This window comes from Halomonas salipaludis, from assembly GCF_002286975.1.
Lineage (GTDB): Bacteria > Pseudomonadota > Gammaproteobacteria > Pseudomonadales > Halomonadaceae > Franzmannia > Franzmannia salipaludis.
This window is the reverse complement of the sequence record NZ_NSKB01000004.1, coordinates 1-14,226: the sequence shown is the minus strand read 5'-3', so window position 1 is coordinate 14,226 and position 14,226 is coordinate 1. Positions and strand designations below refer to the sequence as shown.

At 64.0% G+C, this 14,226-nt stretch carries 9 protein-coding genes and 4 tRNA genes; 6 read left to right on the top strand and 7 right to left on the bottom strand.

The window, feature by feature from the left end; all coding sequences use genetic code 11:
• The first annotated feature begins 45 nt into the window (after positions 1-45).
• Positions 46-1,899, top strand: coding sequence for an SLC13 family permease (locus tag CK498_RS10555; protein WP_095620841.1), 1,854 nt, complete (start codon positions 46-48; stop codon positions 1,897-1,899).
• Between the two features lie 83 nt (positions 1,900-1,982).
• On the opposite strand, the gene CK498_RS10550 is transcribed toward CK498_RS10555, so the two are convergent.
• From CK498_RS10550 to betI, 7 genes are all read right to left on the bottom strand, one after another.
• Positions 1,983-2,855 (bottom strand): glycine betaine ABC transporter substrate-binding protein, encoded by an 873-nt coding sequence (locus CK498_RS10550; RefSeq protein WP_095620840.1) that lies wholly within the window; start codon positions 2,853-2,855, stop codon positions 1,983-1,985.
• Positions 2,856-2,929: 74 nt separating this feature from the next.
• The gene (locus CK498_RS10545) at positions 2,930-3,763 is read right to left on the bottom strand and encodes an ABC transporter permease (protein WP_095621295.1); all 834 of its coding nucleotides are present in this window, start codon (positions 3,761-3,763) and stop codon (positions 2,930-2,932) included.
• 5 nt (positions 3,764-3,768) lie between these two features.
• Complete coding sequence (locus tag CK498_RS10540; protein ID WP_095620839.1) at positions 3,769-5,016, bottom strand: quaternary amine ABC transporter ATP-binding protein; 1,248 nt, start codon at positions 5,014-5,016, stop codon at positions 3,769-3,771.
• 384 nt (positions 5,017-5,400) lie between these two features.
• Positions 5,401-7,851 carry an acyl-CoA dehydrogenase gene (locus tag CK498_RS10535; protein WP_095620838.1) on the bottom strand — a complete coding sequence of 817 codons (2,451 nt, stop codon included), beginning with the start codon at positions 7,849-7,851 and terminating at the stop codon, positions 5,401-5,403.
• A gap of 174 nt (positions 7,852-8,025) precedes the next feature.
• On the bottom strand, positions 8,026-9,711 hold the full coding sequence (gene betA / locus CK498_RS10530) for a choline dehydrogenase (protein ID WP_095620837.1): 1,686 nt from the start codon (positions 9,709-9,711) through the stop codon (positions 8,026-8,028).
• A gap of 187 nt (positions 9,712-9,898) precedes the next feature.
• Positions 9,899-11,383 carry a betaine-aldehyde dehydrogenase gene (gene betB, locus CK498_RS10525; RefSeq protein WP_095620836.1) on the bottom strand — a complete coding sequence of 495 codons (1,485 nt, stop codon included), beginning with the start codon at positions 11,381-11,383 and terminating at the stop codon, positions 9,899-9,901.
• A gap of 13 nt (positions 11,384-11,396) precedes the next feature.
• Positions 11,397-11,993 (bottom strand): transcriptional regulator BetI, encoded by a 597-nt coding sequence (gene betI, locus CK498_RS10520; protein ID WP_176475772.1) that lies wholly within the window; start codon positions 11,991-11,993, stop codon positions 11,397-11,399.
• A gap of 208 nt (positions 11,994-12,201) precedes the next feature.
• Here betI and CK498_RS10515 point away from each other — a divergent pair, with 208 nt between their 5' ends.
• From CK498_RS10515 to CK498_RS10495, 5 genes are all read left to right on the top strand, one after another.
• A complete protein-coding gene (locus CK498_RS10515; protein WP_095620834.1) occupies positions 12,202-13,161 on the top strand; it encodes a choline ABC transporter substrate-binding protein in 960 nt (319 codons plus the stop codon).
• A gap of 86 nt (positions 13,162-13,247) precedes the next feature.
• A tRNA-Met gene (locus CK498_RS10510) sits at positions 13,248-13,324 on the top strand.
• Positions 13,325-13,453: 129 nt separating this feature from the next.
• Positions 13,454-13,529, top strand: a tRNA-Asn gene (locus tag CK498_RS10505).
• 39 nt (positions 13,530-13,568) lie between these two features.
• Positions 13,569-13,644: transfer RNA gene (locus CK498_RS10500), tRNA-Asn, on the top strand.
• Positions 13,645-13,686: 42 nt separating this feature from the next.
• A tRNA-Asn gene (locus tag CK498_RS10495) sits at positions 13,687-13,762 on the top strand.
• Positions 13,763-14,226 lie beyond the last annotated feature (464 nt).

The following is a 14,226-nucleotide window of genomic DNA, read 5'->3' as shown; positions in this document are numbered from 1 at the left end:
TGTTGTGCTGGTGACGGTGTTGCTCAACAGGGAGGTGAGAAAGCCGTGGCCGACAGTACGCTGGTGTTCATCGTTCTGGGACTCACCCTGGCGGCCTTCGTCTGGGGGCGTTTCCGCTACGACCTGGTAGCACTCACGGCGCTGCTGGCGTCGGTGATGCTGGGGCTGGTGGAGGCCGACGACGCGTTCATGGGCTTCGGCCATCCGGCGGTGATTACCGTGGCCGCTGTGCTGGTGCTGAGCAAGGGCTTCGAACGCTCGGGGCTGGTCGACGTGATTGCCGAGCAGGCGCTCAAGGTGGGCGAGCGGCTGGTGCTGCAGCTGCTGGTGTTGACCGGTACCGTCACGGTGCTCTCGGCGGTAATGAACAACGTCGGGGCGCTGGCACTGCTGCTGCCGGTGGCGATGCGCATGGCCCGCGAACACAACAGTTCACCCTCGCTGCTGCTGATGCCGCTGGCCTTCGGCTCGCTGCTGGGCGGCCTGATGACGCTGATCGGTACCCCGCCCAATATCATCATTGCCAGCTACCGCGGCGCCCAGACCGGCGACAACTTCGGCATGTTCTCGTTCTTTCCCGTTGGCGTAGTGGTCGCGGCGGTAGGGCTGGCCTTCATCGTGCTGGTGGGCTGGCGGTTGACACCGCGCCGCGAGGGGCAGTCGTCCGCCGAAGAGCTGTTCGATACCGCCAACTATCTGGTTGAACTCAAGGTCGGCGAGGAGGCCAAGGCCATCGGCTGGACCCTACGCGAGCTGCATGATGCCGTGGAAGAGACTATTCCGGTAGTCGCAGTGGTGCGTGATGATCAGCGGCGTGCTGGCCACGCCTTCCACGGCAGCCTGCGTGAAGGCGATATCCTGCTGGTGGAGGGCGGCCCCGAGGAGATGAAGCTGCTCGAGGACAAGGCGGGACTGTCGCTGGGGGCGGAGGCCGAGGACGAAGAGAAGGATGCTGATACCGCCAAGCAGACGGGGCGAGAGGAGGAGGCGCAGGATAACAAGGACAAGCAGGGCAAGAAGAAGCGCAACGGGGTCGATACCGAAGGCCTGCAGCTGGTCGAGGCGGTGGTGCGCAACGACTCGATGATGGTCAACCGCACCGTGGTGCAGCTGCGCTTGCAGAACCAGCACGGCCTGCATCTGGTGGCGGTGGCCCGCGACGGCGCACGGCTCAAGCAGCGCCTGCGCGAGATCCGCTTCAAGGCTGGCGACGTGCTGCTGCTGCAGGGTGACGAGGGCGGGCTGTCCGAAAGCCTGGCGACGCTGGGCTGCCTGCCGCTGGCCAATCGCAATCTGACCATCGGCCAGCCGCGCATGCTGCTGCTGTCGCTGGGCATCTTCCTGCTGGCGATCATCGCCATGCTCACCGACCTGTTGCCGGCGGCGGTGGCGCTCTCCACCGCGGCGCTGGTGTCGCTGCTGGTCGGCGTATTGCCGCTACGCGATGGCTATCAGGCCATCGACGGGCCGGTAATCGTGCTGCTGGCGGCAATGCTGCCGGTGGGCGAAGCGCTGGATACCAGCGGTGGCGCGGCGCTGATTGCCGAGGCGATGCTGGCGCTGGGTAGCGGCTGGCCGCCGGTGGCCACCCTGGCGGCACTGTTCGTGATCTCTACGCTGCTCTCCAACGTGATCAACAATGCCGCCGCGGCGCTTTTGATGGCGCCGATAGCCGCTAGCCTGGCGAGCGGCTTCGGGCTGTCGCTCGACCCGTTCCTGATGGTGGTGGCGGTAAGCGCCTCCTGCGCCTTCCTGACACCCATCGGCCACCAGTCGAATACGCTGGTGATGGGGCCGGGAGGCTACCGCTTCAGCGACTACTGGAAGCTCGGCCTGCCGCTGTCGCTGGTGGTGCTGGTGGTGTCGATTCCGATGATCATGCTGGTGTGGCCGCTGTGAAGCCATGAAAAAGGGGATGGCCAACCTGGCCATCCCCTTTTATTGCGACGCTGCGAACGGGGTCGCAGCGCTACGTGGCTGCCTTATTCTGCGGCGGAGAGCCACTCCTCGACCAGATCCTGGTTGTCTTCAACCCACTGCTGGGCGTTTTCATAGGGGTCGGAGTCGTCCTCCTGGTTCATCAGCATGACCTCGCCCATCTGCTCGGGCGTCCACTCGAAGGCATCGAGGATGGCATGCACTTCGGGCATATCATCGCCGAGGCCCTGGCGTACCACGGTGTGGATCTGCTCGGCGCCACCGTAGATCTCTTGCGGATCGTCGAGGTACTTGAGGTCCCAGCGGGCGAACATCCAGTGTGGTGTCCAGCTGGTGACGACGATGTCTTCCTCGTTGTTGATGGCGCTGCTCAGCGCGGCGACCATGGTGGCATCGCTGCCACTGCGCAGACGCAGATCGAGGTCGTACTCGTCGACCACGTCCTCGGTCAGACCCATCAGGCCGGCGCCGGGATCGATACCGATGATCTCGCCGTCGAACAGATCGGCGTTGTCGTTGAGGTCCTCGATGGAGTCGACGTCGGTGTACTCGGGGACCACCAGGCCAAGCTTGGTGCCGTCCAGGTTGGGACCGAGGTCTTCGACGTCATCGCCGACCCGCTCGAGATATTCGGCGTGGGTGGTGGGCAGCCAGGCGGCGACGATGGCGTCGGCATCGCCGGTGGAGAGTGCCTGCCACATGGCGGCGGCAGACAGTGAAGTCATGTCGACCTCATAGCCGGCCTGTTCGAGCACGGCGCGCACTACGTTGGTGGAAGCGACTTCCGAAGCCCATTCGACGTAGGCCAAATTGACCGAGTCCTGGGCCTGGGCAGCGCCGGCGGCGGTGAGGCCGACGCCCGCGGCCAGCGCCAGGCTGGTGGTGCGGATATGGCGATTCAGCGCTTGCTTCTTCATATTCTTCCCCTCTGAGTAGTTCACTACTACACCATGGCGGCCCGGGCGAATGGATTCAAGGGGCCACCCTGGTCTTACGACTTGCGTTCCTTGCTCAGCGCCTGGGTCAGGCGGTCGAGCAGCATGGCCAGAATGACCACTGCGATGCCCGCCTCGAAGCCGTCGCCGGGGCGCAGCCGCTGGATGGCGCGCCACACTTCGCTGCCCAGGCCGTCGGCGCCGATCATGGCGGCGATGACCACCATCGATAGCGCCAGCATGATGGTCTGGTTGATGCCTGCCATCACCGTCGGCAGCGACAGCGGCAGCTGCACCTTGACCAGTTTCTGGCCGCGGGTGGCGCCGTAGGCGTCGGCGGCTTCGATCAGCTCCTTGGGCACCTGGCGTATGCCCAGGGTGGTGAAGCGGATCGCCGGTGGCATGGAGAAGATCACCGTGGCGAAGATCGCCGAGACCGAGCCGATGCCGAAGAACGGGATCGCCGGAATCAGGTAGACGAAGGCCGGCATGGTCTGCATGAAGTCGAGCACCGGCATGATGGTGCGATAGAGCCGCTCGGAGAGCGCTGCGGTGATACCCACCGGGATGGCGATGACCACTGCCACCAGGGTGGCGATCACCACCAGGGTCAGTGTCTCGATCATCGGGTTCCACAGGCCCAGGTTCCAGATCAGCGCCAGGCCGGCGGCACCGCCGATGGCGAGCCGGGCGTTGGCCACTTTCCAGCAGATTGCCACGATGATCAGCAGCAGCGCCCAGGGCGGCAGCCACATCAGCGCATCGTTGAGGCCGTTGATACCGGTCTGGGTGGCACGGGAAATGGCACGGGTGACCATCGAGTATTCGCTGGTCAGCCAGGTCAGCGCACCTTCGATCCAGCCACCCAGGGGAATACGGGGAATTTCGATAGCCATCATGCATCTCCTGCCGTGGTGGTCGTAGAGGGCTCAGCGATTTGCGTGGGCTCGGCGGCCTGGGCCAACTGGTCGAGTACGGCGCCTTTTACCACCACGCCCAGTAGGCGCTGCTGGTCGTCGACGACCGCGATCGGGAAGCTGTGCTCACTGAACATGGCAAACAGGTGGTGCATCGGCTCCTCGAGCGTGACCCGGCGGAAATCCTGGGTCATGACGTCGGTCACGCGCTCTTTGCCCTGTTCCAATGCCTGGCTTGCCGCCTCGGCCTCGATCAGGCCAATCAGCTGTTGGTCGCGGTCGATGATGTAGATGGAGTCAAGGCCGTGCTCGCGCATCTTGCGCAGCGCGGTGCGCGGGCCGTCGCTGTCGCGCACCGTGGAGCGAACCCGGCGCATGGCGCTCTCGGCGGTGAGGATGCGTGCCTTGTCGACGCCTTCGATGAAGCGCCGCACATAGTCGTCGGCGGGCTTGGTGAGGATCTCCTCGGGGGTGCCGATCTGCACGATCTCACCATCCTTGAGCAGCACGATGCGGTCGCCGATGGTCAATGCCTCATCGAGGTCGTGGGTGATGAACACCGTGGTCTTCTGCATGCGGCTCTGGAGCTGCAGCAGCTCCTGCTGCATGTCGCCGCGGATCAGCGGGTCGAGGGCCGAGAAGGCTTCGTCCATCAGCAGTACGCTGGCGTCGTTGGCCAGTGCCCGTGCCAGGCCGACGCGCTGCTGCATGCCGCCGGAGAGCTGGCTGGGGTAGGCGTCCTCCCAGCCATCCAGGCCGACCTGCTTGAGCGCGGTACGGGCGATCTCGCTGCGTTCGGCGGGGTCGATGCCACGAATCTCGAGGCCGAACTCAGCGTTCTTCTGCACCGTACGGTGCGGGAACAGCGCAAAGTTCTGGAACACCATGGAGAAGTGGCGGCGCCGGCACTCGAGTAGGGCTTTCTCGCCCAGGGTAGGAATGTCTTCGCCATCGATCACGATCTCGCCTTCGGTGGGCTCGATCAGGCGGTTAAGGCAGCGTATCAGGGTCGATTTCCCGGAACCCGAGAGACCCATGATCACCAGCAGTTCCCCCTCATGGACATCGAAGTCGATATTGGACAGGCCAAGCGTCTGGCCCGTCTTGTCGAGGATCTCCGGGCGCTTTAGCCCCTGGTCACGTAGTTCCAGGGCTTTCTTCGGCTGCGAACCGAACACCTTGCTTAGGTTGCGTACGCGAATCTTGACGTTGCGTTCTTCATTCATTGGATTGCCTGTTGTCGTCCCCCAGTTCGTGGCGCGGGCCTGACGCGGCAGCGTCGAGACGTTCGAACACCGACCGAACCGCATGGCGGGCGGGGGAGTGCGTCACTCTGACGGTTGCGAATGGTGCCTGGCAGCGTAGCGAAATTGCTGCGTGCGGCATTTGGGTGGATCACCGCAGCGACCCTGTAAGCAGGCGATTGTTTTGTTTTTCCGCTGTTTGCCGCGGTGTTGTGCGCTTGCCCTGCTGGACCTGCCATGCACAGTGCAGCGGAATCAATATGATAACGGATAGGGTGGGGTGAGTGCCAAGGGTGAGCGACCCGGTTGACCCGAAACGCGACACCCCGGCAGGAAGCCGGGGTGTCGCGGTGCGTGGGCAAGGGATCAGGCGGCGTTGTGCCAGACCACTTTCTCCTGCTGCTGGGCGAAGGCGTCGAAGGCAAAGTCGTCGACGGTCAGCATGGCCAGGACCTCTGCCTCGTACTCGGCCATGAAGCGGGCATCCTCCTCGCTGATCAGCTCGGCCTCGCGGGCGGCCTCGAAACGCTGCTCCGGGTGCAGCGCCTCGACCGGCAGTTCGCCCTTGGCGTAGGCCTTGTTGACGGTGCGATACAGCGCCTCGGCGCGGTCGTAGTTGACCAGCAAAGCGTTGTAGCGCGCCAGCGGGTTGTCCTGCTGGCCCTCTTCCTGCTGGTCCCAGGTATTGCCGAGCAGCTTGCTGCGCAGCGCGCTGTGGCGCGACACTTTCTGGGCGATCTCGCGGGTCAGGTCGTCGTGAGGCGTCGTCCAGCGGCGACCCAGCGGCATCACCAGCCATGACAGCAGCTTGCCAAGCCCCCTGTTGGGCAGGTTGTCGAACAGCTCGATCAGTGCCTGCTCGGCGCGATGCAGCAGCAGACGGCAGCTGTAATGCAGTAGCGCGGCTTCGCTCTCGACCTTGTCCGAGGCGTGCCACTGCTTGAGCACCATGGAGGTCAGGTAGAGGTTGGAGAGTACGTCGCCGAGGCGCGCCGAGACCATCTCGCGGGACTTGAGCGCCGAGCCGAGGCTGGCCATGGCCGCATCGGCGCACAGCCCGAAGCCTGCGGAGAGGCGTGCCACTTCCTGGGCGTATGGGGCGGCGACCTCGTCGAAGGGGGGGCTGGCCTTGCCCAGCCCCAGGCCCTGGGTGAAGGCGCGGGCGGTGTTGCCGAAGATCAGTCCGGCGTGGCCGAAGAACGCCTTGTCGAAGGCCTTGAGGTCATCGGCATCCTTGGCTGCCAGCTCCTCGAGCACGTAGGGGTGGCAGCGGATCGCCCCCTGGCCGAAGATCATCAGGTTGCGGGTCATGATGTTGGCGCCTTCCACGGTGATGGCCACTGGGTTGGCGCTATAGCCGATGCCGATATAGTTGCGCGGCCCCAGGGTCACTGCTTTGCCGCCGTGGATGTCCATGGCGTGGCTGAGCAGGTCGCGCTGGAACTCGGTCAGCTGGCTCTTGAGGATCGCTGACGGTACCGCGGGCTTCTCGCCCTTGTCGATCATGTTGGCGGTTTCCATCACCGCGGCTTGGGAGATGTAGGAGAGCGCGGCGATACGCGCCAGCGGCTCCTGAACGCCTTCCATTTCGGCCACCGGTAGGTTGAATTGGCGGCGGATGCGCGCGAAGCCACCGCTCCAGCCCAGCGCGTAGCGCGAGGTGCCGGTAGCGCCGGAGGGCAGGGTGATGCAGCGACCCACCGACAGGCACTCGACCAGCATGCGCCAGCCCTGGCCGGCCATTTCCGGGCCGCCGATAATGGTATCCAGCGGCACGAACACGTCCTTGCCCACGATCGGGCCGTTCATGAACGGGCTGCCGATGGGGTGGTGGCGACGCCCGATCTCCATGCCGTCGGTGTCGCGGGGAATCAGCGCACAGGTGATGCCGAGATCGTTCTCGCCGCCGAGCAGGCCGTCGGGGTCGAACATGCGGAAGGCCAGGCCGACCACGGTGGCGATCGGTGCCAGGGTGATCCAGCGCTTCTCGAAGTTGAGGCGCAGACCGAGCACTTCCTCGCCGTCGACGATCTGCTTGCAGACCACGCCGGTGTCGGGGATCGAGGTGGCGTCGGAGCCGGCACGCGGGCCGGTGAGGCCGAAGCAGGGGATCTCGCGGCCGTCGGCCAGACGCGGCAGGTAGTGATCCTTCTGCTGCTGAGTGCCGTACTTGAGCAGCAGCTCGCCCGGGCCCAGCGAGTTGGGCACGCCGACGGTGACCATCAGCGTCTCGTTGACGGCGAGCTTCTGCAGCACCGCCGACTGCGCCTTGGCGGAGAAGCCCAGGCCGCCGTACTGCTTGGGAATGATCATGCCGAAGAAGCCTTCCTTCTTCAGGTACGCCCACAGTTCGGGGGGCAGATCGGCACGCTCGCGGGTGATCTCCCAGGCGTTGGTCATGCCCGAGGCAACGCTGCATTGATGATCGACGAAGGCGCGCTCCTCATCGGTAAGACCGTCGTCACCGTAGGCCATCAGTGCCTCCCAGTTGGGCTTGCCGCTGAACAGCTCGCCGTCCCAGGCCACGCTGCCGGCTTCCAGGGCGGTGCGCTCGGTGTCGGAGACCTTGGGGGCGACCTTCTTGAAGGTGGCGAAGATGCGTGGCGTCAGCCACTTGCGGCGCAGCGCCGGCAGGCCGCATACGGCCACCGCCGCGGCGCCGATCAGCAGCAGCACGCCGAGCAGGGGCGAGCCGAGCAGGACGCCAACGATGCCGGTGGCGGCAAGCACCGCGAGTGCTGGCAGGGCGCCGGCTTCGCGGCGCATCACCACCAGTAGGCCAACCACGGCCACGATGATCAACAGCAGTTGCAACATGCGGGATCTCCTCCAGTGCCAGTCATCAATGAGATGACCGAATTCTAACAAGCGTTTGAATGCTTGTAGACTAGTGCATTGGTCTTGCCCTTACCAGCCCTGCTTGCCACGCAAACGGCCCCGCTGAGAGTCTCAGCAGGGCGTTTTGTTCACTCGGGTGGGAGAGGGGAGAAATCAGCTGCGCGCAGGGGTGCCGCGGGCTGGCGTATCGCCAGCGATATAGTAGGGCGCATCGCTCTTGGGCAGTGGCTCGCGGCTGCGAATGCGGTCGGCGATCTTCTCCGCCAGCATGATGGTCGGCGCATTGAGGTTGCCGGTGGGAATCACCGGGAACAGCGAGGCATCGACTACGCGCAGGCCATGCACGCCGTGCACGCGGCCCTGGCCATCGGTGACTGCCAGCTCGTCATTGCCCATGCGGCAGCTACCGCAGGGATGGTAGGCGGTCTCGGCGTGGGCCTTGACGAAGGCGTCCAGCTCGGCATCGCTCTGCACGTCCGGCCCTGGCGATATCTCGCGGCCGCGATACTCGTCCATGGCTGGCTGCTGGATGATCTCGCGGGTCAGGCGGATGGCGTCACGAAACTCCTGCCAGTCCTTCTCCTGGCTCATGTAGTTAAACAGGATGCTCGGCGCCTGGCGCGGGTCGCGGGAGGTCAGGCGGATGCGACCGCGGCTCTCGGAGCGCATCGAGCCGACGTGGGCCTGGAAACCGTGGGCCTGCACTGCGCTCTTACCGTTGTAGCTGATGGCGATCGGCAGGAAGTGATACTGCAGGTTGGGCCACTCCTCCTGGTCACGGCTGCGGATGAAGCCGGCTGCCTCGAACTGGTTGCTGGCGCCAATTCCCTTGCCGAACAGCAGCCACTCGGCGCCGATCTTGGGCTGGTTGTACCACTTCAGTGCTGGGTACAGCGAAATCGGCTGCTTGCACTCGTACTGGATGTACATCTCTAGGTGATCCTGCAGGTTCTCGCCGACCCCCTTGAGATCGTGGACCAGCGGAATGCCCAGCTCGGCGAGGTGCTCGGGGTTGCCGATGCCGGAGCGCTGCAGGATCTGCGGCGAGGCGATGGCACCACCGCACAACAGCACTTCGCGGCGGGCGAGGGCTTCGACCGGCTGCTTCTTGTGCAGGTAGCTTACGCCTACCGCGCGCTTGTCCTCGAACAGGATACGGTCGGTGGTGGCGTGGGTGACGATGGTCAGGTTGCTGCGCTGCTTGGCGGTGTCCAGATAGCCGCGCGCGGTGGACGCCCGACGCCCGTTGGGAGTGACGAAGCGGTCCATGGGACCGAAGCCTTCCTGCTGGTAGCCGTTGACGTCCTCGGTCTTGGGGTAGCCCGCTTCTTGCCCCGCCTCGATAAAGGCGTGATAGAGCGGATTGTTGCCCGCCTTGGGCGTGGTCACGCTGACCGGGCCGTCGCCGCCGTGATAATCGTTGGGGCCGATATCGCGGGTTTCCGACTTCTTGAAGTAGGGCAGGCAGTCGGCGTAGGTCCAGTCCTCGAGGCCGGGCTGCTTGGCCCAGTTGTCATAGTCCAGGGCATTGCCGCGGATGTAGCACATGCCGTTGATCAGCGAGGAGCCGCCGAGCCCCTTGCCGCGGCCGCACTCCATGCGCCGGCCGTTCATATGCGGCTCGGGGTCGGTCTCGAAGGCCCAGTTGTAGCGCTTGCCCTGCAGCGGGAAGGCCAGCGCGGCGGGCATCTGGGTGCGGAAGTCGAAGCGGTAGTCTGGGCCGCCGGCCTCGAGCAGCAGCACCCTGACGTCGGGATCTTCGGTGAGGCGCGTGGCCAGGACATTGCCCGCCGAGCCGGCGCCGATGATGATGTAGTCGAATTCGCGATGCTGGGGCATAGTGATCTCCCTAGAAAGGTAACTGATACGGAGACTGGCTTGTCCCGGAGGCAGGTCTCCGCGAGGGCGCTGTGAACCCATCCATGGGCGCTACTTTTTCCGTCCCTGGAAAAAGACCCTCGCTACGCCCTACCTCCGGGCCCCCTGTCAGGTGAGGCTTGCTGGTAGCAGGCCCGGAGAGACGCTGTTAAAAAACAGATTCGAACGGCCCCATCTCGATCTGGATCGATTTGGTCTGGGTGTAGTGCGCCAGGGTCTCGACGCCGTTCTCGCGCCCCACGCCGGACTGCTTGTAGCCGCCCACCGGCATCTCCGAGGGTGACTCGCCCCAGGTGTTGATCCAGCAGATGCCGGCTTCCAACTGGTGGATGGTCTGGTGGGCGCGGTTGAGTCGCTCGGTGAAGATACCGGCGGCCAGACCGTAGTGGGTGTCGTTGGCGCGGCGGATCACTTCCTCGTCGCTGTCGAAAGCGAGGATCGACATCACCGGGCCGAAGATCTCCTCGCGCACGATGCGCATCTCGTCGCTGCAGTCGGTGAACACCGTAGGCGCGGCCCAGGCGCCGCTTTTCCAGTCGATGCCGGCGCGGTCGCTCTGGTTCCAGTCGCCGCCGCCGGCTAGCAGGGTGGCACCTTCCTGCTTGCCGAGGGCGATGTAGGAGAGCACTTTTTCCTGATGCTCGAAGCTCACCAGCGGACCGAAGTTGACCGCCGGGTCGAGCGGGTCACCGGCCTTGATGCGCGCCACGCGCGCCTCGATCCTGGCTTCGAAGGCTTCCTTGACGCTGCGCTGCACGAACACGCGGGTGCCGTTGGTGCAGATCTGCCCGCTGGAGTAGAAGTTGGCCATCATGGCGGCATCCGCGGCGCGGTCGAGGTCGGCGTCGTCGAATACGATCAGCGGCGACTTGCCGCCCAGCTCCATGGTCACGTCCTTGAGGGTCGAGCCGGCGGCGGCCGACATCACCTTCTTGCCGGTACCCACTTCGCCGGTGAAGGAGATCTTGTCGATACCGGCATGGCCGGTGAGCAGCTGGCCAACGCGGCCGTCGCCGTGGACGACATTGAATACCCCGTCGGGCAGCCCCGCCTCGGTGAAGATCTCGGCCAGCTTCATGGTAGTCAGCGGTGTGACTTCGCTGGGCTTGAAGACCACGGCGTTGCCGGCGGCCAGCGCCGGGGCGGATTTCCAGCAGGCGATCTGGATCGGGTAGTTCCAGGCGCCGATGGAGCCGATTACACCCAGCGGCTCGCGACGGGTGTAGACGAAGGAGTCGTCGCGCAGCGGAATCTGGCTGCCCTCGATGGCCGCGGCGAGGCCGGCGTAGTACTCGAGGGCGTCGGCGCCGGTGACGATATCCACGGCAGCGGTTTCGCTGATCGGCTTGCCGGTATTGCGAGTCTCGAGTTCGGCGAGTTCGTCGTTACGCTCTCTGAGCAAGGATACGGCGCGCTGCAGGATGCGCCCGCGCTGCATGCCGGACATCGAGGCCCAGATCTTCTGGCCTTTGCGGGCAGCAGCCACGGCGCGGTCGACATCGGCCTCGCTGGCTTGTTGGACCTGAGCGATAACGCTGCCGTCGAAGGGGTTGACGACCTCGAAGGTCTCGCCGGACGTGGCATCGACGTGGCGGCCATCTATATAGAGTTGCTGTGTGGTCAGTTGAGTCATCGAGTGTCTCCCGTCACTGTGGGGCGTTACGCCCCAGCTGTTCGTCGAGGTAGTCGTAGGCGAGTGACCGAGCGCGGTCGACGTCCAGGCCTTCCGGGGCCAGCGCGCCGCGCAGCCACAAACCATCGATCATCGCTGCAAGGCCGGCGGCGGCGCGGCGTGCGTCGGCCTTGGGCATGCAGTGTCGAAACTGGTGGCAAAGATTGGAGTAGAGGCGCCGGTCGTTGACGTACTGCAGGCGCTGCAAGGGGCGGCGATGCATGCTGCTGGCCCAGAATGCCAGCCAGGTCTTCATCACCGACTGGCTGACCTGGCTGCGGTCGAAGTTGCCGTCGATAATCGCGCGGATGTGTGCACGCGGGTCGGCGTCGGGCAGCGATGCACGGCGCACGGCAACCGCTTCGCCCAGGTCATGGAGGATCTGGCGCATGGTGGCCTCGAGCAAGCCATCCTTGCCGCCGAAATAGTGGCTGATGATGCCTGCCGAGACGCCGGCACGACGCGCGATGCGGATCACCGTAGCATCGGCCAGGCCAGCCTCGTCGATCGCTTCCATGGTGGCGCGAATCAGCTGGCGGCGGCGGATGGGTTCCATACCTACCTTGGGCACCGGTCGCCTCCTTTGGCTATGTTTTGATGTGAATGGCTGACCCGCTGCCGGGGCCTCCAGGGCTGGCCATAGCGCTGCCAACCCATTATGGTAGGAAGTATGCCTCTTTTTTATTGAACGTTCAATCAATAAAAGAAAGGCGAGTACTTTGCATAAAGAAAGAAGCCGCGCGCTTCGTTCACCGACACATCTACGCAAGGAGAACCTCATGTCGAATCAAACTCGTCTACTGTTCAGGGGATCGCTGCTAGCAGTGGGGGTGCTGGCAGCTGGAGGGGTTCAGGCCAATGAGCCCGAATCGTGCAGCATGGTGCGTTTCGCCGAGGTTGGCTGGACCGATATCACCGCAACCACTGCCGTAACACGCGAACTGCTCGAGGGGCTCGGCTACGAGACGCGTGTCGACACCGTATCGGTACCGATCGCCTACAGCGGCATGCGCAACGGCGACTTCGATGTCTTCCTGGGTAATTGGATGCCATCGATGGCCTCGATCAGCGACCCCTACATCGAGGACGGGGACGTCGATCGCTTGAGTGCCAACCTCGAAGGCGCCAAGTACACCTTGGCTGTGCCGCAGTACGTTCATGACGCAGGCGTGACCTCGGTGGCCGATCTCGACGCCCACGCCGAGCAGTTCGAGAGCGTCATCTACGGCATCGAGGCCGGCAACGACGGCAACGAGCTGATCCAAGACATGATTGACGACGATGCATTCGGTCTCGGCGATTGGCGGCTGCGCGACTCCAGTGAGGCGGGCATGCTGGCAGAGCTGCGCTCCAAGGTCGGTAACGAGCAGTGGATGGTGTTTCTTGGCTGGGAGCCACATCCGATGAACACCAACTTCGACATGGCTTATCTGGCGGGTGCCGACGACTACTTCGGTCCTGATCTGGGCGGTGCTACCGTCTATACCAATACACGAGGCGGTTACGCCGAGGAGTGTGGCAACGTCGGTACGCTGCTGGACAATCTTGCCTTCACCCTGGAGATGGAAAACCAGCTGATGGCGGCGATCATGGATGACGGCGAGGATCCGCGTGACGCGGCTCGCGCCCATCTGCAGGCCAACCCCACGGTGCTCGATGAGTGGCTGGCCGGCGTCGAGACCCGTGATGGCGACGAAGGCCTGGCTGCAGTGCGCGCAGCGCTCGACATCCAGGAGTGAGGGGCGCGTCGGGGGCTTGCCAGGCGCCTCTGGCATAGGCATAATTCGCCCCCGTTGCCCGCCTGGTAGCAGGCGGGCAACAGCGTGGCTACGTAGCTCAGCTGGTTAGAGCACATCACTCATAATGATGGGGTCCCCTGTTCGAATCAGGGCGTAGCCACCAAGACACTTCGACGACGCCCGATGCCCTTGGTATCGGGCGTCGTGCGTTATGTGCCTGAGAACCGAAAACGGGCCTGATGCTTGACCTTAAAGATCTGATCCGTATACTACGTCGCGTGTTCCGGGATGTTCCCCGATAGCTCAGTTGGTAGAGCAAATGACTGTTAATCATTGGGTCGCAGGTTCGAGTCCTGCTCGGGGAGCCACGCGGCCCTGAACCCTCCGGAACACGACAGCCAAGCGATTCCCCGATAGCTCAGTTGGTAGAGCAAATGACTGTTAATCATTGGGTCGCAGGTTCGAGTCCTGCTCGGGGAGCCATCCCGCCGCTGTCAGCCTCGTAATATGCACATCGCACGTCATTCCCCGATAGCTCAGTTGGTAGAGCAAATGACTGTTAATCATTGGGTCGCAGGTTCGAGTCCTGCTCGGGGAGCCATTGCTTTTCTTCGCTGTCTCATGCCTTGTGCCGAATCGGCTGCAGGGGCTTTGCGTTGTTGTCGCGCAAGGTGTAGTGGGAAAGAAGTAGTAGAGGATGTGGCAGGATGGTGGTAGCTGGTCTATATTTTCTTTCTTGGGCTCTTGCGTGACACCCTCGAAATCCGTAAAGTACGCATCCGCTGCTGCCGACGGGCATACGTTGGTAGCGGTGAGGAGAGGTGCAAGCAGTTGGTTTTGTTGGGTTTTTTCTTGTCGATACGAAAGAGAAAGCGATTGACAGACCCGCCGGAGACGGTAGAATGCGCACCACTCGGCAGCGCGTCGCAAGACGCCTGGCAGGACGCGACGAGATCGGTTCTATCGATATGACGCGCCCCGCCACGGCTTGACACGCCACGCTGCTTCTGTAGAATACGCCTTCCTCGTCGGGCGCCGGCGGCTCTTCACGAGCCACGGCAACAG

What these genes read in the sequence shown, in the direction of transcription:
- CK498_RS10550 (WP_095620840.1), bottom strand. Translation starts at nt 2,855, where the DNA reads ATGAAGAAGCAAGCGCTGAATCGCCATATCCGCACCACCAGCCTGGCG.
- CK498_RS10540 (WP_095620839.1), bottom strand. Translation starts at nt 5,016, where the DNA reads ATGAATGAAGAACGCAACGTCAAGATTCGCGTACGCAACCTAAGCAAG.
- CK498_RS10535 (WP_095620838.1), bottom strand. Translation starts at nt 7,851, where the DNA reads ATGTTGCAACTGCTGTTGATCATCGTGGCCGTGGTTGGCCTACTGGTG.
- betA (WP_095620837.1), bottom strand. Translation starts at nt 9,711, where the DNA reads ATGCCCCAGCATCGCGAATTCGACTACATCATCATCGGCGCCGGCTCG.
- betB (WP_095620836.1), bottom strand. Translation starts at nt 11,383, where the DNA reads ATGACTCAACTGACCACACAGCAACTCTATATAGATGGCCGCCACGTC.
- CK498_RS10515 (WP_095620834.1), top strand. Translation starts at nt 12,202, where the DNA reads ATGTCGAATCAAACTCGTCTACTGTTCAGGGGATCGCTGCTAGCAGTG.